Raw genomic sequence first — 25904 nt, forward strand, 5'->3', positions numbered from 1 at the left:
TCCGCCTTAGCGGATGCCGACCACGCTCTCGGTGACGGCGGGATCGCGCTTCTTCACGAAGCGCACCACCGATTCGACGGTGACGATGTCGATCTGGCCGGCGATGCGGCGCCCCAGCGGATGGTCGTCGAAGGCCACGTTGGCGCGGAACACGCGCGCGCCAAGGCGCTTGACCGAGGGCACCCAAATCGTGTTCGGCGCGTAGCCGGCCTGCTTGAGCCAGGACTGGGCGGCGCTGCGATCGCCGATGGCGGACTCGCTGGCGGCGTAGGTCTCGAGCACCCACTGGTTGGAGTTCTGGTACTTGGTCGAAAACGGGAAGGCCAGCATGTTGTAGTGCGCACCGTGCAGGCGCGTCGGCGCCTCGGAGGCCAGCATGGCGACGATGCGCTTCTGGCTTTGCGCGCCCGGGATCACGATCTGGCTCTCGTAGGCGAACAAGTCGTCGAGGAAGAAGTTGGCCAGGCCCTGGTCGAACACCTTGGAGCTGGCGGTGCCGCACTGGTTCAGCAGGTGCACCACGGTCCAGCGGCCCTTGGGATGGTCGCGCCAGGCGTAGGCCATGTGCGAGTAGCGCAGGTCGTATTTGGACAGATCCTGGCCGACGCGCGCGATCATTGCCACCTCGGCGCCGGAAGCATCGAGGGCGGCGCTGGTGTTTTCGGCCAGCTTGACCGCCTTGACGAACTTTGTAGCGTCCTGCTCCACTTCCTCGCAGGCGGTGCCGGCGTGCGCGAATGGCAGCGCCATGGCCAGCACCAGCAGCAGGAGCAAACGCAGACGCAGAGCGAGGCGGATCATGCTCAGCCCTTCTCGCCGTTTTGCGAGTGGTGCAGCAGGCTTTTGCCGATTTCGGTCGGGATGAAGGCAATCACCTTGCCGGCCGCGATCAGCACATGGCCGCTGGCGGTGGCGGTGACCGTGACGGTCTGCCCGACCAGGTTGGACAAGCCCCTGGCGCCGTCGCCACTTAATTTGACGGTGGCGGTGGACCCGTCGGCCACGTTCTTGAGCACCACCATGGTGCCGTCGGCCACGTTCTCCACGCTTTGCGCCACCACGCTGCCCCCCACGGCGACCACCAGCAGGCTTCCCATCACCACCGCGCCCGATGCATTGCTCGGCGTGGACGACAGGTTCGACCCCTGGGCCAGCGCGGTCGGATTGGCGCCGAACAGGGCGCAGGCGAGGGCGACGATCATCAGCTTGGTTTTCATGCGGTTCTTTCATCTGGTTGGCCGGGTTGGCAAGGACATCTTACGCAACAATTGTCTTTGCTAAATGAAATGATAGGCCGTATCGCTTTTATTGCGAATAAGTATTAGTATTTGCTACCAGAATTCATAGGGATACGGAAATGCCGCACGCAATTACACTTGTCGACACATTGAAGCGCTTGTTGAAGGGGCGCGGCATCACTTACGGCGACCTGGCCGGACGGATCGGCATGTCGGAGGCCAGCGTTAAGCGTATGTTTTCACAGAAGAATTTCACCTTGCAGCGGCTCGACGAGATACTCACCGCCACCGGTATCGAGTTCGACGAGCTCAGTGCGGCGCAGTCGGCGCCGACCCTGATTTCGCACCTGACCCTGGCGCAGGAGCGCGAGATCATCGGCGACCCACGCCTGCTGGTGGTGGCCGTGTCGGCCATGAACCACATCTGCTTCGACGATATTGTGCGTTTTTACGACATGAGCGAAGCGGAAGTGACCAAATACCTGCTGCGCCTGGACCGCATCGGCTTTCTGGAGCTGCTGCCGAATAACCGGGTCAAGCTGCTGATCGCACGCACCTTCGGCTGGATCGCGAATGGCCCGATCCAGGGCTACTTCCGGCACGAGGCGGCGGCCGACTACCTGAACTCACGCTTCGATGGCGAGGATGAAGTCATGCGGCTGGTGAACGTGATGCTGTCGAAGCAGTCCGGCGCGGCGCTGCTCGAACGCCTCAAGCAGGTAGCGGCCGAATTCTCGCAGCAGCACCAGCACGAAACGCGCCTGCCGTTCGACCAGCGCCACGCGATCAGCTTCATCGTGGCCGCGCGGCCGTGGGTGCCGCAAGCCTTCAAGGCCTTGCTGCGCCAGCCGTGATGGTACCCTGACGATGAACAGCCACCTTTTTTGCCATATCAAGACCCTGAGAGAACGATCAGCATGAGTCAAGCCAGCCAGTTTTCCCTCCTGACGCAGCGCCGCTTCGCGCCGTTTTTCTGGACCCAGTTCCTCGGCGCCTTCAACGACAACGTGTTCAAGACCGCCTTGCTGGTGATGTTGACGTACGAGGCGGCCAGTTGGACCACGCTCGATCCGGCCGTATTGAACAGCCTCATTCCCGGCCTGTTCATCTTGCCGTACGTCGTGTTTTCGGCGACCGCCGGGCAGATCGCCGAGAAGGTCGAGAAGGGGCGCCTGGCGCGTTTTGTGAAGATGTTCGAGATCGCCATCATGCTGGTGGCCGGCATCGGCTGGATGACGCACACCCTGTGGCTGCTGATCGCCTCGGTGGTCGGCATGGGCGTGCATTCGACCCTGTTCGGCCCCGTGAAGTATGCGTACATGCCGCAGCATTTGAAACCGGAAGAGCTGATCGGCGGGAACGGGGTGGTCGAAATGGGCACGTTTGTCGGCATCCTGCTCGGGCAGATCCTGGGCGCGGCGCTGGTCGTCAAGTCCAATGGGCTGCTCTTGGTGGCCGGCGCCACCATGTTCTTCGCGGTGCTTGGGCTTGCGGCCAGCTACCGCATTCCGCACTCGCCGGCGCCGATGCCGGACCTGAAAATCAATCCGAATCCGTTTGCCGAATCGGTGCGCAACATCGGCCACGCGCGCAAGAACCGCACCGTGTTCCTGTCGATGCTGGGTAACTCGTGGTTCTGGTTTTACGGCGCCATGATCCTGTCGCAATTCCCGCTGTACGCCAAGGAGTTCCTTAATGGCGACTACAGCGTGTTCGTGATGCTGCTCAGCGTGTTCTCGGTGGGGGTGGGCGTCGGTTCGCTGCTGTGCGAAAAGCTCTCCGGCCACAAGGTCGAAATCGGCCTGGTGCCGTTTGGCTCGATCGGCCTGTCGCTGTTCGGGATCGACCTGTATTTCGCCAGCATGGGCTATGTGCGCCCGGCGCTGCCGGTCGACATGCTCGGCATGCTGTCGCAGGCGGGCGTGACGCGCGTGCTGTTCGATATTGCGATGGTGGGCGTGTTCGGCGGCCTGTTCATCGTGCCGCTGTTCGCGCTGATCCAGACGCGCTGCGAGCCGGCCCACCTGTCGCGCACCATCGGCGGCATGAATATCCTGAACGCGCTGTTCATGATCGGCGCGGCCGGCATGGCGATTGTGATGATCAAACTGCATTTCACGATACCCCAGATGTTCCTCGCCACCGCGATTCTCAATGCCCTGGTGGCGCTGTACATCTTCTCGCTGGTGCCGGAATTTCTGGTGCGCTTCGTGGCCTGGATGCTGATCCACACCATCCACCGTGTCAAGACGGTGGACGTGGAGCGCATTCCCGAGGAAGGCCCGGCGGTATTGGTGTGCAACCACGTCAGCTATGTCGACGCGCTGGTGATCGGCGCGGCCAGCCCGCGCCCGATCCGCTTCGTGATGGACCATAAAATCTTCAAGATGCCGCTCATGGGCTGGCTGTTCCGCACCGCGCGCGCCATTCCCATCGCGCCGGCCAAGGAAGACCCGTTCCTGATGGAGAAGGCGTATGTCGACATCGCCCAGGCGCTGCACGAAGGCGACCTGGTATGCATCTTCCCGGAAGGGCGCCTGACCTCGACCGGCGAGATGGGCGAGTTCCGCGGCGGGATCGCCAAGATCGTCGAACGCAGCAAGGTGCCGGTCATTCCGATGGCGCTGCGCGGCCTGTGGGGCAGTTTGCTCACGCGCGACCCGGGCAACCTGTTCGAGCGCACTTTTGCGCGCGGACCGCGTTCGCGCCTGGCGCTGGCGGTCGGCGCGCCGGTGGCGCCGGAAGAGGCCACCCCGGATTACCTGCACCAGCAGGTGCTGGCGCTGCGCGGCGACTGGAAGTAAGGGCGGGTTTATCCGACGGTAAGAATTCGTGAGAAAGTGGTTATAATTGCAATCGTACGCCATTTTGCCACTTCTCCCGCTTTTCAAAGGCCGCAGCATTCCATGAACAGTCTTTTGACGCCGGTGCCATGAAAATCCGCGCTTATCTCGCGCTGATGGTCGCGGCGATCCTGATTCCGGTCATTCTGTTCTCGACGATTTCGCTCAACATGCTGCTCAAGGCCGAGCGCGAAGCGGCGCTCAAGGGCGTGCGCGAAACGGCGCGCATCTCGCTGGTGAGCATCGACCGCGAACTGACCAACACCCAGAGCGCGGTGCGCATGCTGGCCACCTCGCCGCACCTGGCGCGCGGCGACCTGGCCGGCTTCTACGAGCAGGCGCGCTTCGCCGACAAGGTGGGCGCCACCTGGACCGCGCTGCTCGACGAGCGCGGGCAGCAGCTGATCAATACCGCGGTGCCGTTCGGCACCCCCTTGCCGGAGCCGGACGCGGCCCAGCGCGTGGCCCAGGTGCTGGGCGCCGGCACGCCGCAAATTTCCAACCTGATTCGCGGCGTCGTCACGCAAGCCTTGCTGGTGGTGGTGGACGTGCCGGTCACGACGCCGGATGGCATGCGCTACGTGATCGCGCAGGGTTTCAAGATCGACCATTTCAACGGCGTGCTGACCCAGGTGAACGCGCCGCCGACCTGGCTGGCCGGCGTGTACGACCGCAATGGCATGACGATCGCCCAAACCTACGGCGGCGGCGCGAGCGGACGCGGCGAAACGCGCCCGGACCTGCGCGAAGCGATCCGCAGCAAGACCATCGGCGTGATCCGCAACGCCAGCGACGACAATATGAAGCTGTACACGGTGCTGGAACGCTCGGCGCTGTCCGGATGGACGGTGGCCGTGGGCGTGCCGGAAGCCGAAATCGAATCGGCGGCGCGGGGCGCGCTGATGGTGTCGATTATCGGACTGGCGGCGGCGGTGTGCTGCGCCACGGTGGCCGCCGTGTTCTTTGCGCGCCGGCTGTCGCGCTCGATCCGCCAGGTGGCGCGCTCGGCGCATGCGCTCGGCGGCAGCGGCGAGGTGGCCCGCAGCGACGTCTCGGGCGTGGCCGAGGTGGACGAGGTGCAGGCCGCGATCGCGGCGGCGGCGGCGGTGGTCGAGCAGGAAAAGCAGTCGCGCCTTGCGGCTGAAACCGAGCGCGAGATTTTGTTCGAGCGCGAACACGAGGCGCGCACCAAGGCCGAACAGCAGAACCGGGCCAAGGATGAATTCCTGGCGATGCTGGGGCACGAATTGCGCAACCCGCTGGCGGCGATCGTGAACGCGACGGGCGTGATGGCTCATCCGGGCATGCCGGCCGCCGCCAGCGAGCGCGCGCGCGAGATCATCACGCGCCAGAGCGGGCACCTGACCCGCATCGTGGACGACCTGCTCGACATGGGGCGGGTTCACTCCGGGAAAATCCTGCTGGAGCGGAGCGCGCTGCGCCTGGACCAGGTGATCGACAATTACATGACCACCCTGCGCGCCTCGCAACGCTCGGCGCGCCATGAGTTGCGCGTCGATAGCGCGCCGGTGTGGGTCGATGGCGACCCGACCCGGTTGGAGCAGATCGTTTCGAACCTGCTCGACAACGCACTCAAATACACCCCGGCCGGCGGCACGATTTCGGTGAGCGTGAAGGCCGAAGGCGAGGAAGCGGTGCTGTGCGTGTCCGATTCGGGCATCGGGATCGCGCCGGAGCTGATGCCGTATGTGTTCGACCTGTTCGTGCAGGGTGCGCGCCCGCTCGACCGCGCCCAGGGCGGCCTGGGCGTGGGGCTGGCGCTGGTGCGCCAACTGGCCCTGATGCATGGCGGGAGGGCGGACGTGCGCAGCGCCGGCATGGGCTTGGGCAGCAGTTTCGAGCTGCGCCTGCCGCGCGTGCAAGCGCCCCAATCCGAGGTGAGCGTGCCGGCGCCGGCGCCCTCGTCGCGCCAGCGCGTGCTGCTGATCGAAGATAACGAGGACGGGCGCGAGATGATGGCCATGATGCTCGAAGCGCAGCAGTACCGGGTCGACACGGCCATCGATGGCGTCGACGGCCTGCGTAAGGCTGCGCTGGCATGCCCCGATATTGCGCTGGTCGATATCGGCCTGCCCGGCATCGACGGCTACGAGGTGGCGCGGCGCATGCGCGCCGACCCGGCAACGAGCAAGGTGCGCCTGGTGGCGCTGACCGGCTATGGGCAGGACAGCGACCGCGAACGCGCCCTCGGCGCGGGGTTCGACGCGCACCTGGTCAAGCCGGTGGACATGGCGCGCCTGATGGAGGCGCTCGAGGCGCCGCGGCTGGCGAAAACGGCCGGCTAGGAGTCTGCGCGGCCGACGAGCTTCTGCCGCGCAGACTCCTACCCGATCAGGCGCAAGCCCTGCGCCTTGGCCAGGCGGCCGTCGGCCAGGCGCTTGATGTCGTCGAAGTTGACCGGTTTGATGAGGTGATGGTCGAAGCCCGCGTCCAGGGTGCGCTGGCGCGCGTCGCTCTGGCCCCAGCCGGTCAGGGCGATCATCAGCACCGACTGCGAGCCGGGTTTCAAGCGGATGCGGCGCGCCGCCTCGTAACCGTCCATGCTCGGCATGCCGAGGTCCATCACGATCATGTCGGGCATGCCCTGCTCCACCGCCTGCACCGCCTCAAAGCCGTCGTAGGCGGTGGCCACGTTACAGTTTTCCATTTCGAACAGCGCCTGCAGCGAGTCCGCCGCATCGCGGTTGTCGTCCACCACCAGCACCTTGGGACGCCGGTCGATCGAGCCGATGACGTCGGCCATGGACGTGGCCATGGCCGGACGCGCTTCGGTCACCACCGGCAGGGTGACGACAAACTCGCTGCCCTTGCCAAGTCCCTCGCTGGTGACGTGCACGCTGCCGCCATGCATTTCGGCGAACTGGCGCGACAGGCTCAAACCGATTCCGAGACCGCTGGCGATCTGGCCCGAGGGCGGCCGGCTTTGCTCGAACATGAAGAAGATGCGTCCGATGGCGGCCGCTTCGAGCCCGATGCCGGTATCCTTGACGTAGATGTTCAGGGCGCCGAATTCGACCTGCCCGCGCACAGTGATGCAGCCGTCGGCCGGCGTGAACTTGACCGCGTTCGAGACGATGTTGGCGACGATCTGCACCACGCGCGCGTAGTCGGCGTAGAGCACCACGTCGCCCGGCGGCATGGCCACGTCGATCTTGATGCGCTTGCTCGCCGCCGCGGCCGAGCACAGTTCGGTGACGTGTTCCATCACCTGCGCAAAGGTGGTGTAGTCGCGCTGCAGTTCGATCTTGCCGCTGTTGATGCGGGCCACATCGAGCAGGTCGTCGACCAGCCGGGTGAGATGGACGACCTGGCGCTCGATCACGTCGCTCACCTTCTTGACGGGCGCCTGGTCGGGATACAGGTGATTGAGTACGCTCATCGAGGTGCGGATGGGCGCGAGCGGGTTGCGCAGTTCGTGACCGAGGCTGGCCAGGAATTCATCCTTGCGGCGGTCGGTTTCGCGCACCTGGTACTGCTTTTCGCGGGCGCGCAACACCGATTGCAGCGACGTGATGAGGGTTAGGGTGCGCACCGGGCGCTCGAGCAGGGTGACGTTGCCGAGGGCGCTGATGGCCTGGCGCACGCTGAGCGAGTCGGGACCGCGGTGCGTGAGCAGCACGATCGGCAGGTCCGACCAGTTGGGCTGGCGCTGGACGAATTCGCCGAGCGCTTTCATGCCGCCGTTCGGTAGCGCTTCTTCGACCGTGAGCACGGCGCCGACGCCGATCAAGAGTTCTTCGGCGAGTTTCTGGACGTTTTCGGCGACCAGGTTGTCGACTTGCGCGAGGGTGAGCATTTTCGACGCCAGCACCGCGTCTTGCCCGGTCGGGGCGTAGATCAGGATACGCTTTTCCATAGGCTGCTTTTCGCTTATCCGTTTTCGTCGTCGAACAGCACGTGGGACTGGCTATCGTCGAAGGTGGGAACACCGGTCAGGATGCCGTGGAAGTTGGTCAGCACATCGCCCACTTCGATGCCCTTGCTGCTCATCGAGAACAAGCGGATGGTGCGCTCGTGCAGGCCGACGCGTTTCTTGAACACCGAAATGGCCTGGCGCACCTTGCCGCGCGCTTCGAAGTAGCGCAGCATGATGACGCTGTCGGCGATGTAGCTGGCGTCGACCGTGGTGCTCATGCTGCCGCCGATGAGGCCGGGCTGCACGCCGACCAGGATGGTGACCACGCCGCGCTGGCCCAGGTAGGTCAGCAGTTCGTGCATGTGGGTGGCGAGGAAGCGCTCGTCGGGCATGGCCTTCAGAAAACCATTGAGGCTGTCGATGACGATCACGCGCGCGCCGCCGGCTTCGGCGTCGGTCACCGCCTGCATGAATTCGCCGGGCGCCATTTCGGCCGGGTCGATCTGTTTGATGGTGAGCAGGCCGTGCTCGATCGCGCCCTCAAGATCGATACCGAGGCCGGTGGAGCGCAGCAGCAGGTTGTTGGCCGCTTCCTCGAACAGGAACATGGCCGCTTTCTGGCCGCGCTGCGTGGCCGCATATACATACTGGGCGCACAGCGACGACTTGCCGGTGCCCGGTGGGCCGGAGAGCAGGGTGCTGGTGCCTTCATCGAGGCCACCGCCGGTCAGGGTGTCGAGTTGGGCGATGCCGCTCGAAAGCCGTTTGCGTTCGGTGTGCACGCGCGTGTGGGCGGCGATCAGGCGCGGGAACACCACCAGGCCGCCGGTGACGATTTTATAGTCGTGTGAGCCGCCGCGAAAGGCGATGCCGCGGTATTTGACGATGCGCACGCGGCGTCGTTCGGAGCCGTAGTCCTGGTTGATCAGTTCGAGCGTGATGACGCCGTGCGCCACGCTGCGCACCTGCAGGTCGCCGGAGAGGGCGGTGCGGTCGTCGAGGAACAGGGTGGTGCAGCCTTTGCCGGACAGGTACTGCTTGAGCGCGAGCACCTGGCGGCGGTAGCGCAGCGGGCTTTCGGCCAGCAGTTGCAGTTCGGAGAGCGAATCGAGGACGACGCGGGTCGGCTTGTACTTTTCGATCGTGTCGAGGATGCGCTGGGTGGTCATGCCCATCTCGATTTCGGACGGGTGGAAAATGGTGAACTGGTGGTCGGGGTGGAGGATGTTCTCGTTGGGGATGATGTCCTCGACGTGGATGCCGTCCATCGACCAGCCGTGCGACTGCGCCACCGCTTTGAGTTCGACCCGCGTTTCGGCCAGGGTGATATAGATGACCGATTCGCCGCGGCGCACGCCTTCGTACAGGAACTGGAGGGCGAGCGTGGTCTTGCCTGTGCCGGGCTCGCCTTCGATCAGGAACAGGCGGTCGCTGGTGAGGCCGCCGCCGAGAATGGTGTCCAGTCCCGGGACGCCGGTTGAAAGAAAGCGGCTGGTGTCGCTGTTCTGAATTTCCATGGAGGGAATCTCCGTTTTTCTCATCGTAAATTTCGTAAATTGCAACACTGTTTGAGAAATAGTACATGAATGCGGATGGGGTCGTAGTTCTGTACGGAAGCAAACCGCTAGTAGGGTTGTAGACAGGTAAGGCGTATTTCTGGGAGGAGTTTGAGGCAGCGCAAGGTGCGTCCGGCCGCACGCGCGAGGTACGATTTTGTGTCACAAAAACGCAAGATGCTCTGATATAATTCGCAACTCGTCGGGGCGTAGCGCAGCCTGGTAGCGTACTTGCATGGGGTGCAAGGGGTCGAGTGTTCGAATCACTCCGTCCCGACCAATAAAATCAATGACTTAGCGGAAGCCGGCACATGCCGGCTTTTTGTTTTTCTGCTTCGTGCCTTACAGGTGCCTTAGATTTAAGGCGTGCCTTAACGGATCACTTTGTTATGTTCGTAGTAGCTCACACTTGACCTGAGATATGGTGTCCGATGGTCAGTGGAGTCAACCCGACGGTCGTACAAAATGTTGCTCTGGTACCTTTTAGGAGTAATTTGAATTTTCCTTCAGTCCTTCTTTCCAGACTGTTTGGCTGTGGCCCTCGCAGCTTTCTTGGCATCCCGCTCGGCTTTGACCTCCTCAGCCGCCTTCTGCCTCGCGAACTGGCGCACGCCCTCGGCGATCTTACCCGGTATATAGGCGTATTTGAGCACTTCGTCGATGATCTGGGGATGCAAGAAGAACGGCGAGCTACCTGATTCCCACCTTGATTGCATCTTCACGCGCTTGCGTCGTGACGGACCAAAGAACAGGTTGTTCCATATCAGCGCTTCGCGCGCTGGATGATCCTTCTTTTTGATGATATCTTCCAGGAAGCCTCCCATGATGCATGTTCCCTTTTCGTGATTCGCCTTCGCCTGATGAATGCGTTCAAGCTCGATGGCCAAAAAGTTCACCGTCTTTCCGCTCAGGTCGATGATGTCGTAGTCCAGTGGCTGACAATACCTTCTGAGCTCCCAAACCGCACGGTCGAATCGAATAACATCGAATGGCTGGGTCTCATAGGAGACCTCGTAGTAACGATACTCTGCTCCATACTCTTCGAGTTTCTTGATGAACTGGACAGTATCGACACTAAGATCGAGTTCGAACTTGCCGTGCTGCTTCATCCTCTCGATGCCGGGAAGTACGCTGTGGCCCATGTTTTGGGTCTTAACTCGATTGAGTACCAGGATGCCTTTGATGTACTTTTCCAGGCAGTGCAGGGAAGACCACAGAAACGGCTGAATAAGCCGCGCTCGGTAAGCCATCCTTGCAGCGACGTAATCTTTGTCTGCTGTCTCCCGGAAGCTTCTAATCGCGAAGTCGTTGAGCAGGATATGCATCGGGTAAGGCATACTTGTCCTTAGAAGTCGTAGGCGTTGATTGTAGCGAGCATTGAGCGCTTCAGCCATGTGGATGAGGCAGCGGCTGACAGCAGCCTACGGTTTACGCCTAGGTGTGGAATTCACGCCCTCCCAGTTTATCTGCGGCTCTGGTCGGCGCATCTTTTTTGGGGTGTTCGCCCCCCCCGAAGCTTTCCTCAACGTGTAATCGCAAGATCGCAAGGCTGGCGTCTGGTCGCTCTCGGCTCACAATGCCCATGAAGTTCAGCACCCGCTTCTGAGCCGCGCGTTGCGTTCGCCCAGTCAGCTCTACCACTTCGTCCTCCGTGAGGAACATGTTGGCCATCGTTGCACTCTCTTTGTGCCGTTCAAATCATTCGTGCGCACGCTCCATCTGCTTGCGGCTCATTGTTAGTTGGCTCGATCAGATCGGCCTGCCGACCGCCTTGCGGGCTTTGGACGGCTGCTGAAAGCTCTCCGCCCACTGTACCACCTCGCGCGCTTTGTACAGTGCTTGCGGCTTTGCTGTACCTGGCAACCGGATTGGTTTAGGGAAGCTTGGTTGCACAACTATGTCGGTGCGAACGGTGTTTGCGGATCGCTTAAGGTAGGTGGCGACGTCGCTGGTATCCCACAGATCTAGCGACCCTGGCACAACCAAGGCTACTCGTTTTCCCACCAAGTCCGCCACTGCTTTAGCGAGACGTGAAATGTCCTCGTCAGAAATTTTGGCCATAGTTCCCTCCAACTGCTCGGTGTTCGGATTATCGTGACTGTACTCTGCTGTAGGTAAAGTCGACGGCCCATGGGTCTGCACGGCATCCTCTCTGCATCGGTCGAGGTAGCTACCGACGTCGCGCACATCGGCCACCACGTATTTCCCTTCCTTACGAGTTGGTATGGGGAATGTCCCGGCGCTCATCTTGTTGCGCACCGTCCCAATCTCGGCCCCGATTTCGTGGCATACCTCATCCAGCCTCATCACGAGTCGCTCGTATTTCATCGCTAGGAAGATGTCGGCCTTCATCGAAGATGGCTACTTCGGCGCTTTCGCGCGTTTAGGCTGGATATTGGCGGCCAGCGCAACTTGCAGCGCCACGTCGTGCACGACTTCGTAGTCAGCGTGATCCGCAGCGCGCTGCGCCGCCAGTCGCGCCATTGCTGGCCTAGGGCTGTCCATGTCCACCAACGTCGCCTAGGGGGCCTCATTGGCCTCCAAGTCTTCTCCGCCGACGTGTCCCGGATAGCGGCGCCGCAATCCGGGAAGGAGTGGGGTCGAGGCGGCTCGCCACCGAAAGTGCTGCCTGTGCCCATGCTTGTAGTTCCTGGTTGAACGGTTCGCCGTTCGCCGATGCTCTGGCCAAGACGGCTGTTACGTAAGCCCGGATCGATTCGCAGTCGCGCCATGCTTTCACCTCACTGGTCAGTTCGGCCTCCCAGAATCTGTCGTCCTGCAGCTGGGCCTGAAGGGCTCTAGTCTTTGCCGAGCTCGACGGACTCGGCTTAATTGCACTCGCAGCTGACGCGGCGTTGTCGGCGGAATCTAGTCGGGAACGGGACGAGGCTGAAAGTTTTGAGATTTCAACACCGTGCGCTTCAAGCCATTGACGCACGTCGGCCACATGCCAGGCAGTTACGCCAGGCGAAAGTTTTATCGGTGCCGGAAACTCTAAGTCCTTTACCTTGCGCCAAAGTGTCGATGCACTAAACGGGATGATGTGCGGCACCAGTTGCTTCAGACGGACGAAACCCGTTTCCGGCAAACTGTAATCAGGCCTTGTTGACATTTTTTCGCGTCTGCTTCGTTTTGATCCCCGCCGCTATCGCCACGTCCGGCGCCACGACGATATGCACCTTCGCGCCCAAGCGCTCGAGCGCCGCAGGAACAAGTACGTCTGTCGGAATTCCAGCCAAGTTGGATTCCGCATCCAGCATCGCAGTAAGCATCACCACTATTTCTGCATTCGCACTTCGACTGCTGGCGGCTGCGCGCGCCTCGATCCGCACCCGAAGTTCGTCGGGCATTCGAAGCGGGAAACTGTTGGGCTGCTTGATGGGGCTCATAAACGGGAAGTATGTAATTCTTTTTGGCGTTTCGCAAAGAATCAATTTGACATCTACTTGCTGTAGATGTCAGAATGAATCATCATCTGCTGAGGCCGGCTACCATGCCAAAGAAACCGCAACAATGCACTACACCCCTTCGATTGCCACCAGACCTTAAGGAATGGGCAAAGTCCACAGCAAAAGCGCAAGTGCCGAGCCGTAGCCTCAACTCGTGGATCGTGGAAATGCTTGAGCGGCAGCGCGCAAGTGATTTAACGCAGGCATAACGAAAAAATCAGAAGCACACTAGATTGGCGAAGTGCCAAGGAGGAAACACGCTTACGTAAAACGACGCCCAGACGTGACAAGGGGCAGCCTGCCAGCTGCCCCTCTCGTCTTACCAACCGGCCTAGCGGAACTAGGGGTTGTGGCCATGGATGTTACTAGCATCCGGGGCCGCATGGATCAGTGCATCTTGGAGAAACACATGAACAAAGCAAATACTAAAGCAGCGGTACCGAACAGTCAACATTTTTCGGGCGCTGACTCTGCCTGCGTCGCGGCGCCGCTTCAGACGTTGATGAATTTGGACCGCTACCTCGGCGCCAGTGGCTATGACACGGCCCATCCTTGGCGCTTGGAAATTAGCGCTGCGGTCAAGAGCAGCAAGCGGAATGACGTGGCGAACCCACTGCGCGATGTAGCCATTGGTCGCGCTCGTGACGCTGTTGACATGGCAGCCATAGGTGCGAGCTTCATCAATGACAATATCCTGCCAGCGGTGTATGCGCTCGTGGAGCTCATCGAAATTCATGGGCTTGGGGACCAGGCCGACCGATACCGACGTCCACTTTTGCCCCTCGCGAAATTGACGCGTCAATTGGCCGAACAAGCTGCCGGCTGCCTTGAGTCCGAAGAGTGTGAAATGCAGGCAAAGCTGGTAGCGATAGAAGGAGGTAGCGTATGAGCTCCATGGTAAAGGCTATCGACGTTGCCATGATCCAGCAGCACGGACACGAACTCGGCATTTTGATGGACGCTATTCTGGATGCTCTCGATCCGATGGACTGCCCAGACCAGAAAACGCACAAGATTCACGACACGGTGAGCTACTTTGTGCGCTGCGCAGCCGGGCATGCCCGCGTTCTTGCTCAGTTTGGAGCACACGCCGACGAGCCAGGATCGTCACTGGAAGGAGGAGAGGCATGAATGCTCGCGTCCCCAATCCTCACTTTAACTTCGTTGAGCGCGCACCCTATGAGCTGGGCTACCTCTTGAACAAATTGCCGACCGATTTCTCGTCGCACTCGAAATTGACGGCCGACGAGCGCTTGGTCGCGGAGGCGGCGAGCATGCACGCTTCCAACGCAAATTCGGAATTGATGAACGGCCTGGAGGCGTTGGGCCAGGTCATTGCCCACGCCGCACTAAGCCCCGACAGAGGCGGCCTCAACAAGCATCAGATGATGAGCTTGGGCGCTCTGATCAAGCACATGGCGGTCGAGGCGCAATTTCTTCAGGAGCTTGACTTCCGGTTGAGCGAGGCGCTTGGCGCTGATTCCCCAAGCACATCGAACTCCTGCGGAGGTGCAGCATGAGCGAGCTGACAAAGGGGCCAGGCCAGCTGGCGGCAATGGGCGCGATTCATGCAGTCAATCTGACCCCTGATGAAAAGCTGATGCTGGCGACGTATCGCGCCCTTAATAAGGACCTCCAGGGCTTTTGTTTAGACGTCGCGGTATCAATGAAAGAGGCAAGCAGGCCGCGCTACGTCCGGCCGACACTGAAAGTCATTACCGGAGATGCGACATGAACAAAAATTTCCGGCAATCTGATTCGATGCAGCACCTCGATGCCGCATGTGATAAGACCTCTGCGGCGTTAGCGATCATTGACTGTGTTCGCGTTCTTTGTTCGCTTGAACGCGCACCGGAGGGGCGAGGCGACGGTCTGACGACCGGCCACGGCTTTGCCGCTGGCGATACTACGCGCGACGTAAGCATGGCTCTCGCGCTCTATCACGCAATGGGGCTGGTGCAAGATGTGGGAAATGCAGCAGAGGCAGCATTTCGACAACTCATGGAAAGAGAGCGCAAAATGGATCTGGATAAAAGTCAACCACAGCAGAGAGGTGTATGAAGTGACAAAAACTGAATTCATGTTGCTCGCAATCTATAATAAGCCGCGCCTCAATATTGAGGAGGTGTGTAACGCCCTGGGCATGAGCACGGCCACTGGATACACTCACAGGTCCCTCGGAAAGTTCCCTGTGAAGATGTCTGGTAGCCCACTCGGTGCGGATATCCGTGACGTGGGCGCTGCTCTTGACGAGCTGCGTGAGCAGGCGCGACTGAATCTTGCGGGCGTAATTTCCCTTGGTACTACTCGTCCCACAATTATCGACGAGCAGGCACTAAAACGTATGCTCGCAACAGTCCGATGTGCGGCGCTGGAAGAGGCTGCGAAGCTTCTGGAAGGTGCAGTTAGCCCGCTGACGAGCTTCGAATCTGCGAATCAAGTGCGGGCGCTTAAGACAATCGATCCCGCAAACAGAGCTCACTGATCGCAATCACATTGTCGTAAAATTTTCCGCCAGCCCTAAGCTGATCCCTGAACTTCCGTTCCCTGACGGGCTGCGGAGCCCTTAAAGGCCAGATCGACGCGGGGGGGCTTTGAATAATGAAGAGTCGACGACTATTTTTTAGAGGTAGCTAATATGGAATCGGAAGAAGAATTTTACAGAAAGTTTGACATTTTAATGCAAGAGTCAGGAGTCGAAGCGACTGCGGCGTTGCTCTGTGCGGAGATGCCTGTTGCGATTCCGGTACCTAAAGACTTTTCCCGCTTTGGCACAGAGACCGGCGGCTTAGCATCCCGTATGGCTAGTCGCTTCGAAGAAGATTTTGGCAAAGAGGCGGAATCTATACTCGCGTGTGCCTCACATATGTTCTCGTACGCGAAAATGCATGGGGCGTTCCTTATGCAGAAGCTCATAGATAATGATGTTTACATCGACAATGTTGAGAACCGTCAAAAGTGTATGCCCGACGAGTACGGCAAACGAAATGGGCGCACTGAGACGCTTGTGGAAGGTTACACACCTGGGCTCTTCAGGTCTGAAATTTATAATGCGTTAACTACGCGCTTTCAAGCGCCAATTCCCAATCGTTATGTGGCGATGGAATGCATGACAATCTTATGGTTCGCCGAAGCGAACGCGCTATTCGCTGCCAGTGATATACCAAAGGGAATTGACGTGCTGGCTGAAGCGGTGACATGTTGGCAGCGAAAATTTTCGAAAGTGATGCGGGAAGATCTTGACGACGACAAGGTAGAAATAACGGAGGACATAGCGGCGTTGGTCCGATCCGAGACTGCACGTAAGGCGAGTTACGCGGCTCATGCTGAAACCCGTTCTCTTAAGGAAGAGGTGAAAACGTATTGGCTTGGCAATATTTCCCCAGGCGTCGGTAATGACGATGCGGCAAGTCTGCTCATTGGACGCTTCCCATTGTCCTTTCGGGTGCTTAGCAAATACGTTTCGGAGTTTAAGCGCTCGTTACCTTCACCTAGACCAGCGTAACTCGATCAAGGTAAAGGCACGGCGTTCAAGGAGAGCGTGCGCTGTAGCAGCACAGTGTATGCGCTCCTAGCCGGAGGATTTCAACCGCGAGAATAGTACGGCACGATCACTCCATCGCCCCTCAACGGGGTTAAATGGAGTTAAATCATGGCACGTGTAATCCATCGGCTCCCCGCCCTTCAAGCGGTCTTCGACCTGGCCCAGTCAACCATCTATTTGCACGTATCGCAGGGCTTGCTGCCAAAGCCTGTAAGCCTTGGCCCACGCGCCGTAGGCTGGCCTGCTGACGAGATCGACAAGATCATCAATGCCCGGATCGCCGGGAAAGACGAGGCCGACATCAAGTCACTTGTCAGCAGCCTCATGGCAGCACGCCAACTCGCAGCGTAAGGAACCCAAATGAATACCACTCGCAACGCTGCCGTGCAAACGGCCGGCGCAGGGACTCTGCGCACCGTCATTTCGGAACCTAGCGTTCCAACGATGTCGAGCATCGAACTGGTCGAGCTCATCAACTCTGTTCGTGACCTTGGCCGCGCCGAACTGCGGCATGACAACTTCATGGTGAAGATCGAAAAGCATCCAGGTATCGACTCACCTAAATTTTTAGGTCAGTACAAGGACAGTACCGGCCGTAGTCTCAAGTGCTACTACCTCCCCAAGCGCGAAGCCGAACTTATGGTGATGAGCGAATCGCTCGAAGTCCAGACTAAGGTGTATGACCGCCTGGCCCGGCTGGAGGCCAGCGTCGCGGACCCTATGGCCAGCCTGTCGCCCGAACATCGCGCGCTGGTGGCACTGCTTTTCGAAAGCTCGGCCATCAAGGCGCAGCAGGCCGCGCACGCTGCTGAACTCGCGGCCCAGGCCGAGAGCATCAAGCGCATCGAGGCTAATCAGATCGCCGCAGTCGCAAGCGTGCAGTCGTTCACAGCGCTCGGCTATTCCCTTTTTAGGGACTTGGGCCTCAGCAAAATCGAGCTGGGCAAGCTCGGCCGGAAAGCGACGGCGCTCAGCAGGGCGCGCGGCATCACCATCGACCAGGTTGGCGACGGGCGATATGGCCGCGTCGGTTCCTATCACATCAGCGTGCTTGACGATGCGCTGGTAGAAATTTCGAAGTGAGAGAGCAAACGATGAATCTCCAGCAACTCTTACAGATGAAATTAGAGCAGCGCACCTACGGCCCGCTCAAGGTCGGCGACCTGTGCATTTGGCAGAACCTCACCGGCGACGCCGCGCACCTGAGCGGCACCGAGACGACAATTCTCGAAATCAACGAGACAGTGATGGTCCGGGCACCTTACTTGACCGACACTCGTCGCCATGACCGACGGTGCTGCGCTGAGCCACACGAGCTGCGCAAGAAGACTTTGATGCCGCGCGAGATCGACACCGTGGTTGCATGGGCAGATTGCCCATGGCAGCCCGGTGGCACGGCAACGCCTGACACGGATGAATCGCCCGTCGCACCTTCACCAGTCACGCCAAGGAGCAGCCATGCATAAGGAAATGAGAGTGGTCATGGACATCTGCGCAGCTTCACGTTCAGCCGGCCTGGTGGCGCGTCCCGACATTGCCAAGTGCGATGGCTCGATTGGTGACCTGACGCCCAAGTGCATCAGCTGCGTGCGCATCCTGGCGCCGGAGGGAGTAGGGCAGCAGTATGCCGACCCGACGATCACCGGCGACGAATGCAGCCAGTACGCGAGCCTGGAACGCTACGGCCACCTGTTTGTGGCTGCGCCAGCGCCTCACGACGAATGCGCAGCGGGCATGACGGCAGAGGGCGCAGCAACTGTATGACTGCGTCGCCGCAAACCGAGGATGGCTATCTGATGATCGCCAACGAATTAATGGAGGCCATCTTGGGCTTCGGATTTTCGTTGCGCGAGCAGTCGGTGCTGTTCACGATCATCCGCAAAACCTACGGTTTCCGTAAGAAGGAGGACGACATCTCGGCGTCGCAGATCGGCGACATGTGCAATGTCGCGCGCCAGCACGTCACGTCAACATTGAACTTGCTGGCGGTACGCAGGGTGATCACTAAACGCCCTGGTCGATTCGGTTCGATCATCGGCGTTCAAAAGGATCATCGGAAGTGGGTGACGATGCAGCACATGAGGTCGGCGGCAGCTAGTCCTGATTTGGGACAGGTCGATTATTTGGAAGACGGCGAAAACCGTGATTCAGTAGTCCCGAATCAGGACACCTGTCCCGAATTGGGACATGTCCCGAATCAGGACGTTGCTAGTCCCAATTCGGGACACTTGCTAGTCCCAATTCGGGACACACAAAAGACAACCTCAAAAGACAACCAACAAAAGAAAAGATCTTGCGCTCCGCAAGCGGAACGCGAATCCGAAAGCAGGACCTCAGCAGGCCGACAAGGCCGGGCCACGACAGGTTCGAGCGACGATTTGCAAAACCGCTTTGCACGGTTCTACGCAGCCTACCCCCGCAAGAAGTCGCGGAAAGCGGCCGAGAAGGCGTTTGCCAAGCTCAACCCCGACGAGCAGCTCCTGGCGGACATCCTGTCCAGCCTCGAGCGGGCCATGACATCGGGCGAGTGGACAGACCCGCAGTTCATCCCGTACCCGGCGAGCTGGCTGGGCGCCGAGGGCTGGCGTGACGAGATCCAGGTCGAATACTCGGCCTGCGAGCAGGCTGTCATCGGTTTTTTCAACGATGCGCTTGGCGAGCAGCTCGGCGTGGTGCCCATGGCCCCGTTTGTCGGCGCCCGCGCTGCGGCGATTCGGAGCTTCGTGACGTTTTCTCAAAAGCCAGGATTCACAGAGCGCTACTTCCCGTGGGTGCGCGACAACACGAGCCTGCCGCCTGGCGTCGGATTCGATTTTCTCATCAGCCGCAAGGGCTTTAGCAATGCCACAAGCGGCCAGCACGAACGGAAGGCAAAATGAACGACCACCACATCCAAGCGACCGCGCCACAGTCGATCGAATCCGAACAGGCAGTGCTCGGCGCCCTGCTGCGCAGCAATGACGCCATCGACCGCATCGGCGATTTGCAGGACAAGCATTTCTACCGTGAAGATCACAAGGCTATCTTCGGCGAGGTCAAAAAACTGATTTCGAAGGGGCAGCCTGCGGACGTGATGACCGTCTGGGCCGCGTTAGAAGGCCGTGGCGGGCCGATCACCGATGGGTTGGCTCCGTACCTCAACCAGATCGCACAAAGCGTTCCTAGCGCCGCTAATGTGGCTCAGTACGCCAAGACGGTCGTCGACCGCTCGGCACTACGCGGCGCATTGTGGGTGGCGGACCAGATCACGGACCTGGCGTACCACCCCAAGGGGCGGAGCGTTGACCAGGTGCTCGACCAGATGCAAACGATGGTTTCAACCCTGGCCGAACGGCGCGTACGCAATGAGCCGCGCATGATCAGTGCGGTGCTGCTCGACTTCATCGAGGGTGTGTCGCAGCGTGCCGAGGGCTTGGAAAGTGCGATGTCGACCGGCATCCCAGCGATGGACCAAATGATGAACGGCGGCCTGCGTCCCGGTCAGCTGATTATCGTCGCCGGACGCCCGTCGATGGGTAAGACGGCGCTGTCGGCCGACATCGGGCTGGCGCTTGCAGAGCAACAGAGCGTGCTGATGTTCTCTCTTGAAATGGGTAGCCAGGAGATCGCCGGCCGCGCGCTGTCCAATCGCGGACGTGTGGCGCTATCCAAGGTGATGGGGCGAATAGACGCGAACGATAAATTGGCCTGGGATGGTGTCACAGCCGGCTGCATGCGACTGGATGAACTGCGCTTTGCCATTGACGATACCGCCGCCATCACGCTGCTGGAGTTGCGGATGAAGGCCAAGGCATGGAAGCGCCGCCACGGGCTCGACGTGATTATCGTCGACTACATTGGCCTAATGACCGGTGGGGAGGGCGACAAGCGCAGCGACCAGATTGGCTCGTACTCGCGCGGCCTCAAGGCATTAGCCAAAGACCTGGGCGTCGCAGTGATCGCGCTGGCGCAGCTGAATCGGAAGTCGGAGGACCGACCTGATGCTCGGCCAATTCTTTCGGATCTACGCGACTCCGGCGAGATTGAACAGGATGCTGATGTCGTGATGTTTGTGCACCGGCCGGAGATGCGCAATCCGGAGAACAGCGATTTGCGCGGCTACGCTGAGGTGATGATTCGCAAACAGCGGAGCGGCGCGCTGGGCGACATTCCCATGCTTTTCGACGGGCCAACGTGCAGGTTCGCGCCATGGAGTGGCGCGCCGCCATCTGCGACAACGACATCGACACGCAGATCGAAGTTCGATGGATGAGGCCATGCACGTTTGCCAACACTGCGCCTTTAGGGAAAAAATGATCCAGTACATCAACAATGAAATTATCCAAAACCGGAGAGCAAAATGAGCCAAGTAAATCAGGTAGCGCACAAAAAGCACGACGGCGAAAAGCCAGCGGTTTCGCTCAAGGTCATGAAAGAGCGCGGCATGCCGGGCGTGTCGACCGTAAAAAGCTGGGGCGTTGATCCGCGCCTGGTGCAGTTCGAACCTGGGTTCAATCGCCCGATCAACCGCGAGCATGTCGAGTCGATCAAGGCTTCGCTGCGGGCCGGGCAGGAGCTCGACGATATCAAGGTCCGGATCGAAGACGGCAACATCATCGCGGTCGACGGACACCACCGGGTTGCCGCCGCAGTCGAATGGCTGGCCGAGCCCGGCGTCCGCGAGCCCGAGGGCGGTTTCCAACTGGGCGCGAAGCAGTTCCGTGGCGGCGATGCAGAGCGCGTCATCCACCTGATCACCAGCTCGCAGGGCCTGGGTCTGACGCCGTTGGAACGATCGGCCCAGTATCGCAAGCTTGTCGGCTGGGGGTGGACGTCATCCGCGATCGCGGACGCGGTCGGGCGCTCAGTGCAGAACGTTAGCGACGCCCTGGTGCTGGCCGACGCAAATAGCGACGTAAAGCTGGCCGTCACTGAGAAGCAGATCAGCGCGAGCAACGCGGCCAAGATCGTGCGCCAGAGCGGCGGGCGCGCCGGCGCCGTCATCGCTGAGCACGTCGAGGCCGCGCGTCTCCAGGGAAAGGCCAAGGCGACCGCGAAGCAAATAGCCGGGAACACGCCAAAAGACCTGGTCGCAGCGATCCGGCGCGAGATCGAAAGTGGCGGGACATTCCGCGCCGAGGAAGTCTGCCCGACGTTTGCGGACTTGATCACCTACCTGCGCGGAACTGCTGCTGGCCGCCCTCACGCTGAACAAGGAACAGAATGATCGAGTACATCAACAAACGAATGATCGAGTGGTCAACCTGGTGCAAACGCCGTGAAGATGGCGGCATGGGCTACCCATCGAAGTCGAATTATTGCAGCCTGGTCCAGATCCACGGCGCCAGCGGTGCTGGTCCGATCACCGAGGCTGCGGCCGCGCTGGAGATCGAGAGCATCATCATCTCTATCCGCAAGGCGAACCCGGCACAGTACGAGGTGGCCAAGTGGTTTTACCTGGCCGGCAATTTCACCATCAAGCGCATCGCACAGGAGTTGAAATGCGGCGAGTCGACCGTCTATAACCGCCTGCATGTATTGCACTTGACGGTGATGGATGGCCTGCACGATATCGAGATCGAGGCGCAGGACCGCGCCGAAGAGGCCAGGGCGGTGCAACGATTTAATCCACTTGCCAAATTGGAGGGTTAGGGTTATATTGTGCTACGCTTGCTCATCTGTACGTAGATGACATGGAAGAAAGCCAGCCTCCTCACGGATCGCTGGCTTTTGCATTTGGAGCCCTAGCATTTACGATACACTTGCCTTTCCTTAATGATGGAAGGCTGACATGAATGATTATGCTGAAATGAGGCATGCTCTGAGCGAAAACGCAAAGAAACTCGCACAGCGAGATCGAGATTTGCGTTCGCTCGGGCCAGAACTTGTTAGCAGGGTATCTGCACTGCTTAATGCCCCTGACTCATATATACAATTTGGGTATAGTGATGTTGCCACTCCGTTTTCCGAGAATGACATGAAAATCGAAGGTAGTGGGGCGACGTTTACGGTTCGTGCCTTCTTCCCTCTCGATAACGATGATCGTTTGGAGTTGCCGGTCGGCATTCAATCAAAGTTAGTAAATGGCTATTTCGATGTGAGGGTGTCGGGTTACAGCGAGGTTCGTATGATGTACCAACCTGATTTCGACATGGCTACCCTCGATGTTATTGCCGAACATGTGTGCGCGGCTCTTCGAGCAAAAGTGCACGGGATTCTTGTTAAGAATAAGTAGTTTATCGTCTCTTGTGTGAGTAATAGCACGTTGATTCCCGCACCGAAAGGTAGCGGGGCTTTATGTTATTCGACTTTATCCATAATTCTGTTGTCTTTTAGGCATATAGTTAATCTCCGTTTAAACATGAGAGAGCGATATGTCAGAGATCAAAAAAGGGATGGTTGTGCGGCTGAAGAGTGGCGGACCGAAGATGTCAGTCGTGCGAATCTCAGATTATAGTGAAGATGGCGGCCCTGAAGAAGGCGCGGTGTGCTCTTGGTTCGATGAGAAAAACAAGCACGAAGAGAAGCTCTTCGATGCAACGATCCTGGAAGAAGTTATTGAGCGCCCTGGTCCGCTGACCGTCACTCGCGCATAAATATCAGGTCTACTGCAAAGCGCCGCCTTCGGGCGGTTTTTTATTGGGCGAACGAATTATGAATCAACAAGCTTTCGGCGTCGACCAACTGGTTGTGTGTTACTCGCCGCCCAATTTGCGTTCCGTTATGCCTGGAAATAAGGTGATGCTGCGCTCTGGCGGGCCTGAGATGACAGTATGCGACACCAGCGTCCACGGCCAAGCAGTGTGCCAGTGGACGGGTGACGATGGACTGGTAACTAGGGCGTTCGATCTTGAATGCCTAACATGTTACGGAGCCCGCTGAGCGGGATGCGGCATCGCACTTTGCCAACAATGCGATTGCTTACACCGCAAGGCCACCATGACGCATACCACCAAGCCCGACAAGCGCAAGGTGCGCGCCTCCATGGACCAGCGCACACACGCTGAACACGAGCCGCCGCCCACGCCCGACGAGATACGCCGGCAACTGGGATGGGCGCTGATCCCGCACAACAACGAGCCGGAAGCCGAGCCATGACGAACACGACGACCATCAGCATCAAGGTGCATAAGGCATGGTGGCTGATGCCGTACCTGGGCGCGCTCGCACTGTTCCACACGCTCACCCGCACCGAACCGAACTGGGCGCAGATCAAGCGCCTGATCAACAAGGGCGTCACGGTCACGCCTGTGCGCTGACTTTTGTGCGCGCCATCGCACTCCAGCGGCGCGACTCGCAATAGCGGGTGCAGTCACCGATGAACCATGGCTACGGTCTCCCTCTGCATAGTATCGCAGGCAATCGCGTAGAGCAGGCGGTGGCACTTCCATCAACCACCGAAGGGATAGACCATGAGACTCGCAGCCGACCCGCAGCACCCCGATTACAACGCCACCATGCTGCCGGGCAATGTGTACCTGAACGGCGAATGGTTGGCCCACTGCATCTTTGCGGATGAGGATTCCGGCGAGGCCGTCTGCGCCGCGCTGAACAGTGACGGCAGCATCTACCTGGTTGACGACGAGTTTGCTACCGAGGTGAAGTGCGGGCACATTCGCATCGAGAGGCGGACCACACCCGGCGCTGCGGGCTTCGATGCATGGATGCGTGAGCGCACCGGGGCAGCACACGCCGCATACATGGCGCACCACAGCGCCGGCGGCCAGGCGTACGCATAGCGATGGCCTGGTCGAAGCTATCCCGCCAAGAGCGCGGCTACGGCGCAGCATGGGACCGAGTCCGCAAGGTAGTGATGCAGCGCGACGGCGGCCTGTGCCAGGTATGCCTCAAGGCGGGCCGCTACGGCGTCATCGCGTACGCAGTCGACCATGTGATCAGCAAGGCCAAGTGCGCGGCGCTGCGGTGGTCTGACGCACGCACAGACGATCCCAGTAATCTCCAGGCGATTTGCGAACCGTGCCACGAGGTGAAGACCGAAGCTGAGCAGGGGAAGACGAAGCGGCCGGTGGTGACAATCGGCCCAGACGGCTGGCCAGTCTCGGAATGATGCGCTGCGAGAAACATTCACACGGAACAACATTATTCATAGAAATGTTGCCATGGGGGCATCCCCAAACTCTGGGGAATTGAGCCACACAGGACCGCGCTCACCCTCGATACGCACACCCGCGAAATGAGACTTTTTTTCTGGAACCGAAATCATGGCCGGACGACGCCCCACGCCAACGTCATTAAAGTTGGTAAAAGGCAATCCCGGAAAGCGAGGGTTGCCGAAAAATGAGCCCAAGCCGAAGCGCGAGATCCCATCATGCCCAGCGCACCTCGGTGATAGCGGCAAAGTTGCGTGGGGCCGGCTTTCCGTTCTGCTGGATCGAATGGGAGTGCTCACCGAAGCGGACGGGTTCGCGCTGGAGCGCCTAGTCGACTGCTACACAGACATTTTGGAGTGCCGTTTGCTGATTGAGCGTGACGGCCGCACCTATACAACGACGACGATGCAGGGCGACACCCTCATCAAGGGGAACCCAGCCGTCAATCAACTCCGCGCTGCCGATGCGCAGTTCAAGTCTTACCTGGTGGAGTTCGGCCTGACCCCGGCTGCCCGCTCGAAAGTGCACGCGACACCAGATGAAGAAGACAAAACAGACCCGCTCGCCGAGTTCTTCGGATGATGCGGTAACGGAGTACGCGCAATCGGTTGTTGACGGTGTGCGCGTTGCCGGACCAGACGTACGCGCTCAGTGCGCGCGCCATCTTGCCGACTTGGCGGAGGGCGCCAAGCGCGGTTTGGTCTGGAATCTTGCGGAATCGAACAAGGCCCAGCGCTTTTACCGGAACGTGCTGAAACTGAATGGCGGCGACTTCGAAGGCGTGCCGTTCGAGCTGCTGCCGTGGCAAAAATTCGTAGTCGGTTCTCTGTTCGGATGGCATGGCGATGACGGCTATCGGCGCTTTCGAGTGGCGTACGTCGAGACCGCGAAGGGCTCCGGCAAATCGCCGCTTGCGGCTGGCATTGGAATGAAGGGGCTTGTCGCAGATGGGGAGCCGCGAGCCGAGATTTACAGCGCCGCGACGAAAAAAGACCAGGCGATGATTCTGTTTCGGGATGCGGTGGCCATGTGCGACCAGTCTCCGGAGCTCACAAAGCGGATCACCAAGAGCGGCACGGGTGAGAAAGCCTGGAATATGGCCTATCTCGCTCAGGGCGCGTTCTTCCGGCCGATCAGTAGCGACGATGGCCAGTCGGGCCCCCGGCCGCACATCGCACTAGTTGACGAGCTGCATGAGCACCGGACAAATACCGTTGTAGAGATGCTGCGCGCCGGCACCAAGTCAAGGCGCCAGGCGATGATCTTCATGATTACCAACGCCGGCAGCGGGCGCAACGGTCCGTGCT

General features: G+C 59.9%; 37 protein-coding genes and 1 tRNA gene. 28 read left to right on the top strand and 10 right to left on the bottom strand.

Features of this window, described 5'->3' with window-relative positions:
- Window positions 1-6: 6 nt before the first annotated feature.
- On the bottom strand, window positions 7-801 hold the full coding sequence (locus F2P46_RS30880) for a DUF2145 domain-containing protein (protein WP_166897643.1): 795 nt from the start codon (window positions 799-801) through the stop codon (window positions 7-9).
- 2 nt (window positions 802-803) lie between these two features.
- Window positions 804-1217, bottom strand: coding sequence for a hypothetical protein (locus tag F2P46_RS30885; protein ID WP_166897646.1), 414 nt, complete (start codon window positions 1215-1217; stop codon window positions 804-806).
- Window positions 1218-1357: 140 nt separating this feature from the next.
- Here F2P46_RS30885 and F2P46_RS30890 point away from each other — a divergent pair, with 140 nt between their 5' ends.
- The 3 genes from F2P46_RS30890 (at window position 1358) to F2P46_RS30900 (ending at window position 6387) form a co-directional block, all read left to right on the top strand.
- A complete protein-coding gene (locus F2P46_RS30890) occupies window positions 1358-2092 on the top strand; it encodes a helix-turn-helix transcriptional regulator (RefSeq protein WP_229509524.1) in 735 nt (244 codons plus the stop codon).
- Window positions 2093-2155: 63 nt separating this feature from the next.
- The gene (locus tag F2P46_RS30895; protein ID WP_166897649.1) at window positions 2156-4042 is read left to right on the top strand and encodes an MFS transporter; all 1887 of its coding nucleotides are present in this window, start codon (window positions 2156-2158) and stop codon (window positions 4040-4042) included.
- Window positions 4043-4170: 128 nt separating this feature from the next.
- Window positions 4171-6387 carry an ATP-binding protein gene (locus F2P46_RS30900; RefSeq protein ID WP_166897653.1) on the top strand — a complete coding sequence of 739 codons (2217 nt, stop codon included), beginning with the start codon at window positions 4171-4173 and terminating at the stop codon, window positions 6385-6387.
- A gap of 38 nt (window positions 6388-6425) precedes the next feature.
- On the opposite strand, the gene F2P46_RS30905 is transcribed toward F2P46_RS30900, so the two are convergent.
- On the bottom strand, window positions 6426-7958 hold the full coding sequence (locus tag F2P46_RS30905; RefSeq protein ID WP_166897657.1) for a response regulator: 1533 nt from the start codon (window positions 7956-7958) through the stop codon (window positions 6426-6428).
- Window positions 7959-7972: 14 nt separating this feature from the next.
- A complete protein-coding gene (locus F2P46_RS30910; RefSeq protein WP_166897659.1) occupies window positions 7973-9475 on the bottom strand; it encodes an ATPase domain-containing protein in 1503 nt (500 codons plus the stop codon).
- Between the two features lie 242 nt (window positions 9476-9717).
- Between F2P46_RS30910 and F2P46_RS30915 the strand changes: the two genes are divergently transcribed.
- Window positions 9718-9794, top strand: a tRNA-Pro gene (locus tag F2P46_RS30915).
- A 226-nt stretch (window positions 9795-10020) separates the two neighbouring features.
- Here F2P46_RS30915 and F2P46_RS30920 read toward each other — a convergent pair.
- The 6 genes from F2P46_RS30920 to F2P46_RS30940 form a co-directional block, all read right to left on the bottom strand.
- Window positions 10021-10851: a HEPN domain-containing protein gene (locus F2P46_RS30920; RefSeq protein ID WP_166897662.1), complete on the bottom strand. Its 831-nt coding sequence runs from the start codon at window positions 10849-10851 to the stop codon at window positions 10021-10023.
- A gap of 97 nt (window positions 10852-10948) precedes the next feature.
- Entirely contained in the window at window positions 10949-11185 is a 237-nt protein-coding gene (locus tag F2P46_RS30925; RefSeq protein WP_166897664.1) for a DUF4224 domain-containing protein, read from the bottom strand.
- A 78-nt stretch (window positions 11186-11263) separates the two neighbouring features.
- Window positions 11264-11866 carry a hypothetical protein gene (locus F2P46_RS37165; protein ID WP_208296839.1) on the bottom strand — a complete coding sequence of 201 codons (603 nt, stop codon included), beginning with the start codon at window positions 11864-11866 and terminating at the stop codon, window positions 11264-11266.
- A gap of 9 nt (window positions 11867-11875) precedes the next feature.
- On the bottom strand, window positions 11876-11998 hold the full coding sequence (locus F2P46_RS38345; protein ID WP_267875900.1) for a hypothetical protein: 123 nt from the start codon (window positions 11996-11998) through the stop codon (window positions 11876-11878).
- A 46-nt stretch (window positions 11999-12044) separates the two neighbouring features.
- Window positions 12045-12626, bottom strand: coding sequence for an AlpA family transcriptional regulator (locus F2P46_RS30935; protein WP_166897667.1), 582 nt, complete (start codon window positions 12624-12626; stop codon window positions 12045-12047).
- Window positions 12610-12903: an Arc family DNA-binding protein gene (locus F2P46_RS30940; protein WP_166897670.1), complete on the bottom strand. Its 294-nt coding sequence runs from the start codon at window positions 12901-12903 to the stop codon at window positions 12610-12612. The genes F2P46_RS30935 and F2P46_RS30940 overlap by 17 nt, the downstream gene beginning before the upstream one ends.
- Window positions 12904-13372: 469 nt before the next feature.
- Here F2P46_RS30940 and F2P46_RS30945 point away from each other — a divergent pair, with 469 nt between their 5' ends.
- The 24 genes from F2P46_RS30945 to F2P46_RS31060 form a co-directional block, all read left to right on the top strand.
- On the top strand, window positions 13373-13852 hold the full coding sequence (locus F2P46_RS30945; RefSeq protein ID WP_166897672.1) for a hypothetical protein: 480 nt from the start codon (window positions 13373-13375) through the stop codon (window positions 13850-13852).
- Window positions 13849-14094 carry a hypothetical protein gene (locus tag F2P46_RS30950; protein WP_166897675.1) on the top strand — a complete coding sequence of 82 codons (246 nt, stop codon included), beginning with the start codon at window positions 13849-13851 and terminating at the stop codon, window positions 14092-14094. Before F2P46_RS30945 ends, F2P46_RS30950 begins: the two co-directional genes overlap by 4 nt.
- Entirely contained in the window at window positions 14091-14483 is a 393-nt protein-coding gene (locus F2P46_RS30955; protein ID WP_166897678.1) for a hypothetical protein, read from the top strand. Before F2P46_RS30950 ends, F2P46_RS30955 begins: the two co-directional genes overlap by 4 nt.
- Window positions 14480-14698 (top strand): hypothetical protein, encoded by a 219-nt coding sequence (locus tag F2P46_RS30960; protein WP_166897680.1) that lies wholly within the window; start codon window positions 14480-14482, stop codon window positions 14696-14698. The genes F2P46_RS30955 and F2P46_RS30960 overlap by 4 nt, the downstream gene beginning before the upstream one ends.
- The gene (locus F2P46_RS30965; RefSeq protein ID WP_166897683.1) at window positions 14695-15024 is read left to right on the top strand and encodes a hypothetical protein; all 330 of its coding nucleotides are present in this window, start codon (window positions 14695-14697) and stop codon (window positions 15022-15024) included. Before F2P46_RS30960 ends, F2P46_RS30965 begins: the two co-directional genes overlap by 4 nt.
- Before the next feature lies 1 nt (window position 15025).
- A complete protein-coding gene (locus tag F2P46_RS30970; RefSeq protein WP_166897686.1) occupies window positions 15026-15448 on the top strand; it encodes an AlpA family transcriptional regulator in 423 nt (140 codons plus the stop codon).
- 153 nt (window positions 15449-15601) lie between these two features.
- Entirely contained in the window at window positions 15602-16468 is an 867-nt protein-coding gene (locus tag F2P46_RS30975) for a hypothetical protein (protein WP_166897688.1), read from the top strand.
- Window positions 16469-16615: 147 nt separating this feature from the next.
- The gene (locus F2P46_RS30980) at window positions 16616-16858 is read left to right on the top strand and encodes an AlpA family transcriptional regulator (protein ID WP_166897690.1); all 243 of its coding nucleotides are present in this window, start codon (window positions 16616-16618) and stop codon (window positions 16856-16858) included.
- Between the two features lie 9 nt (window positions 16859-16867).
- Window positions 16868-17590: a hypothetical protein gene (locus tag F2P46_RS30985; protein ID WP_166897694.1), complete on the top strand. Its 723-nt coding sequence runs from the start codon at window positions 16868-16870 to the stop codon at window positions 17588-17590.
- Between the two features lie 11 nt (window positions 17591-17601).
- Entirely contained in the window at window positions 17602-17973 is a 372-nt protein-coding gene (locus F2P46_RS30990; protein WP_166897696.1) for a hypothetical protein, read from the top strand.
- The gene (locus F2P46_RS30995; RefSeq protein WP_208296840.1) at window positions 17966-18271 is read left to right on the top strand and encodes a hypothetical protein; all 306 of its coding nucleotides are present in this window, start codon (window positions 17966-17968) and stop codon (window positions 18269-18271) included. Before F2P46_RS30990 ends, F2P46_RS30995 begins: the two co-directional genes overlap by 8 nt.
- Complete coding sequence (locus F2P46_RS31000; protein ID WP_267875901.1) at window positions 18268-19386, top strand: replication protein; 1119 nt, start codon at window positions 18268-18270, stop codon at window positions 19384-19386. The genes F2P46_RS30995 and F2P46_RS31000 overlap by 4 nt, the downstream gene beginning before the upstream one ends.
- On the top strand, window positions 19383-20759 hold the full coding sequence (locus F2P46_RS31005) for a replicative DNA helicase (protein WP_166897704.1): 1377 nt from the start codon (window positions 19383-19385) through the stop codon (window positions 20757-20759). Before F2P46_RS31000 ends, F2P46_RS31005 begins: the two co-directional genes overlap by 4 nt.
- An 87-nt stretch (window positions 20760-20846) precedes the next feature.
- On the top strand, window positions 20847-21713 hold the full coding sequence (locus F2P46_RS31010) for a hypothetical protein (protein WP_166897707.1): 867 nt from the start codon (window positions 20847-20849) through the stop codon (window positions 21711-21713).
- On the top strand, window positions 21710-22138 hold the full coding sequence (locus F2P46_RS31015) for a hypothetical protein (protein WP_166897710.1): 429 nt from the start codon (window positions 21710-21712) through the stop codon (window positions 22136-22138). The genes F2P46_RS31010 and F2P46_RS31015 overlap by 4 nt, the downstream gene beginning before the upstream one ends.
- 139 nt (window positions 22139-22277) lie before the next feature.
- Window positions 22278-22721 (top strand): hypothetical protein, encoded by a 444-nt coding sequence (locus tag F2P46_RS31020; RefSeq protein WP_166897713.1) that lies wholly within the window; start codon window positions 22278-22280, stop codon window positions 22719-22721.
- A 139-nt stretch (window positions 22722-22860) separates the two neighbouring features.
- Window positions 22861-23082: a DUF2158 domain-containing protein gene (locus F2P46_RS31025; RefSeq protein ID WP_166897716.1), complete on the top strand. Its 222-nt coding sequence runs from the start codon at window positions 22861-22863 to the stop codon at window positions 23080-23082.
- A 145-nt stretch (window positions 23083-23227) separates the two neighbouring features.
- Window positions 23228-23368 (top strand): DUF2158 domain-containing protein, encoded by a 141-nt coding sequence (locus tag F2P46_RS38895; protein ID WP_368737977.1) that lies wholly within the window; start codon window positions 23228-23230, stop codon window positions 23366-23368.
- 57 nt (window positions 23369-23425) lie between these two features.
- Complete coding sequence (locus tag F2P46_RS31035; protein ID WP_166897723.1) at window positions 23426-23584, top strand: hypothetical protein; 159 nt, start codon at window positions 23426-23428, stop codon at window positions 23582-23584.
- The gene (locus tag F2P46_RS31040) at window positions 23581-23745 is read left to right on the top strand and encodes a hypothetical protein (protein WP_166897725.1); all 165 of its coding nucleotides are present in this window, start codon (window positions 23581-23583) and stop codon (window positions 23743-23745) included. Before F2P46_RS31035 ends, F2P46_RS31040 begins: the two co-directional genes overlap by 4 nt.
- A 153-nt stretch (window positions 23746-23898) precedes the next feature.
- Window positions 23899-24225 carry a hypothetical protein gene (locus F2P46_RS31045; protein WP_166897728.1) on the top strand — a complete coding sequence of 109 codons (327 nt, stop codon included), beginning with the start codon at window positions 23899-23901 and terminating at the stop codon, window positions 24223-24225.
- Between the two features lie 2 nt (window positions 24226-24227).
- A complete protein-coding gene (locus tag F2P46_RS31050) occupies window positions 24228-24554 on the top strand; it encodes an HNH endonuclease signature motif containing protein (protein ID WP_166897731.1) in 327 nt (108 codons plus the stop codon).
- A 154-nt stretch (window positions 24555-24708) separates the two neighbouring features.
- On the top strand, window positions 24709-25179 hold the full coding sequence (locus F2P46_RS31055) for a phage terminase small subunit P27 family (protein ID WP_166897733.1): 471 nt from the start codon (window positions 24709-24711) through the stop codon (window positions 25177-25179).
- On the top strand, window positions 25136-25904 hold a 769-nt coding region (locus F2P46_RS31060), incomplete at its 3' end, for a terminase large subunit (RefSeq protein ID WP_229509525.1). The genes F2P46_RS31055 and F2P46_RS31060, both read left to right, overlap by 44 nt.

Origin of the sequence: Massilia sp. CCM 8734 (assembly GCF_011682155.1) — a bacterium.
In the GTDB taxonomy this organism is placed as follows: domain Bacteria; phylum Pseudomonadota; class Gammaproteobacteria; order Burkholderiales; family Burkholderiaceae_D; genus Telluria_A; species Telluria_A rubra.

Bases quoted from the DNA above. Each gene is read 5' to 3' on its own strand.
- F2P46_RS31005 (WP_166897704.1), top strand. From the start codon at position 19,383: ATGAACGACCACCACATCCAAGCGACCGCGCCACAGTCGATCGAATCC.
- F2P46_RS30995 (WP_208296840.1), top strand. From the start codon at position 17,966: ATGCATAAGGAAATGAGAGTGGTCATGGACATCTGCGCAGCTTCACGT.
- F2P46_RS31045 (WP_166897728.1), top strand. From the start codon at position 23,899: ATGAGACTCGCAGCCGACCCGCAGCACCCCGATTACAACGCCACCATG.
- F2P46_RS30990 (WP_166897696.1), top strand. From the start codon at position 17,602: ATGAATCTCCAGCAACTCTTACAGATGAAATTAGAGCAGCGCACCTAC.
- F2P46_RS31000 (WP_267875901.1), top strand. From the start codon at position 18,268: ATGACTGCGTCGCCGCAAACCGAGGATGGCTATCTGATGATCGCCAAC.
- F2P46_RS38345 (WP_267875900.1), bottom strand. From the start codon at position 11,998: ATGGCGCGACTGGCGGCGCAGCGCGCTGCGGATCACGCTGACTACGAA.
- F2P46_RS31035 (WP_166897723.1), top strand. From the start codon at position 23,426: ATGACGCATACCACCAAGCCCGACAAGCGCAAGGTGCGCGCCTCCATG.
- F2P46_RS30980 (WP_166897690.1), top strand. From the start codon at position 16,616: ATGGCACGTGTAATCCATCGGCTCCCCGCCCTTCAAGCGGTCTTCGAC.
- F2P46_RS37165 (WP_208296839.1), bottom strand. From the start codon at position 11,866: ATGAAGGCCGACATCTTCCTAGCGATGAAATACGAGCGACTCGTGATG.
- F2P46_RS30955 (WP_166897678.1), top strand. From the start codon at position 14,091: ATGAATGCTCGCGTCCCCAATCCTCACTTTAACTTCGTTGAGCGCGCA.
- F2P46_RS30920 (WP_166897662.1), bottom strand. From the start codon at position 10,851: ATGCCTTACCCGATGCATATCCTGCTCAACGACTTCGCGATTAGAAGC.
- F2P46_RS30880 (WP_166897643.1), bottom strand. From the start codon at position 801: ATGATCCGCCTCGCTCTGCGTCTGCGTTTGCTCCTGCTGCTGGTGCTG.
- F2P46_RS30890 (WP_229509524.1), top strand. From the start codon at position 1,358: ATGCCGCACGCAATTACACTTGTCGACACATTGAAGCGCTTGTTGAAG.
- F2P46_RS38895 (WP_368737977.1), top strand. From the start codon at position 23,228: ATGCTGCGCTCTGGCGGGCCTGAGATGACAGTATGCGACACCAGCGTC.
- F2P46_RS30985 (WP_166897694.1), top strand. From the start codon at position 16,868: ATGAATACCACTCGCAACGCTGCCGTGCAAACGGCCGGCGCAGGGACT.
- F2P46_RS31015 (WP_166897710.1), top strand. From the start codon at position 21,710: ATGATCGAGTACATCAACAAACGAATGATCGAGTGGTCAACCTGGTGC.
- F2P46_RS30950 (WP_166897675.1), top strand. From the start codon at position 13,849: ATGAGCTCCATGGTAAAGGCTATCGACGTTGCCATGATCCAGCAGCAC.
- F2P46_RS31055 (WP_166897733.1), top strand. From the start codon at position 24,709: ATGGCCGGACGACGCCCCACGCCAACGTCATTAAAGTTGGTAAAAGGC.
- F2P46_RS31040 (WP_166897725.1), top strand. From the start codon at position 23,581: ATGACGAACACGACGACCATCAGCATCAAGGTGCATAAGGCATGGTGG.
- F2P46_RS30945 (WP_166897672.1), top strand. From the start codon at position 13,373: ATGAACAAAGCAAATACTAAAGCAGCGGTACCGAACAGTCAACATTTT.
- F2P46_RS30940 (WP_166897670.1), bottom strand. From the start codon at position 12,903: ATGAGCCCCATCAAGCAGCCCAACAGTTTCCCGCTTCGAATGCCCGAC.
- F2P46_RS31025 (WP_166897716.1), top strand. From the start codon at position 22,861: ATGTCAGAGATCAAAAAAGGGATGGTTGTGCGGCTGAAGAGTGGCGGA.
- F2P46_RS30905 (WP_166897657.1), bottom strand. From the start codon at position 7,958: ATGGAAAAGCGTATCCTGATCTACGCCCCGACCGGGCAAGACGCGGTG.
- F2P46_RS30900 (WP_166897653.1), top strand. From the start codon at position 4,171: ATGAAAATCCGCGCTTATCTCGCGCTGATGGTCGCGGCGATCCTGATT.
- F2P46_RS30935 (WP_166897667.1), bottom strand. From the start codon at position 12,626: ATGTCAACAAGGCCTGATTACAGTTTGCCGGAAACGGGTTTCGTCCGT.
- F2P46_RS31010 (WP_166897707.1), top strand. From the start codon at position 20,847: ATGAGCCAAGTAAATCAGGTAGCGCACAAAAAGCACGACGGCGAAAAG.
- F2P46_RS30965 (WP_166897683.1), top strand. From the start codon at position 14,695: ATGAACAAAAATTTCCGGCAATCTGATTCGATGCAGCACCTCGATGCC.
- F2P46_RS31020 (WP_166897713.1), top strand. From the start codon at position 22,278: ATGAATGATTATGCTGAAATGAGGCATGCTCTGAGCGAAAACGCAAAG.
- F2P46_RS30910 (WP_166897659.1), bottom strand. From the start codon at position 9,475: ATGGAAATTCAGAACAGCGACACCAGCCGCTTTCTTTCAACCGGCGTC.
- F2P46_RS30925 (WP_166897664.1), bottom strand. From the start codon at position 11,185: ATGGCCAACATGTTCCTCACGGAGGACGAAGTGGTAGAGCTGACTGGG.
- F2P46_RS30885 (WP_166897646.1), bottom strand. From the start codon at position 1,217: ATGAAAACCAAGCTGATGATCGTCGCCCTCGCCTGCGCCCTGTTCGGC.
- F2P46_RS30895 (WP_166897649.1), top strand. From the start codon at position 2,156: ATGAGTCAAGCCAGCCAGTTTTCCCTCCTGACGCAGCGCCGCTTCGCG.
- F2P46_RS31050 (WP_166897731.1), top strand. From the start codon at position 24,228: ATGGCCTGGTCGAAGCTATCCCGCCAAGAGCGCGGCTACGGCGCAGCA.
- F2P46_RS30960 (WP_166897680.1), top strand. From the start codon at position 14,480: ATGAGCGAGCTGACAAAGGGGCCAGGCCAGCTGGCGGCAATGGGCGCG.
- F2P46_RS30975 (WP_166897688.1), top strand. From the start codon at position 15,602: ATGGAATCGGAAGAAGAATTTTACAGAAAGTTTGACATTTTAATGCAA.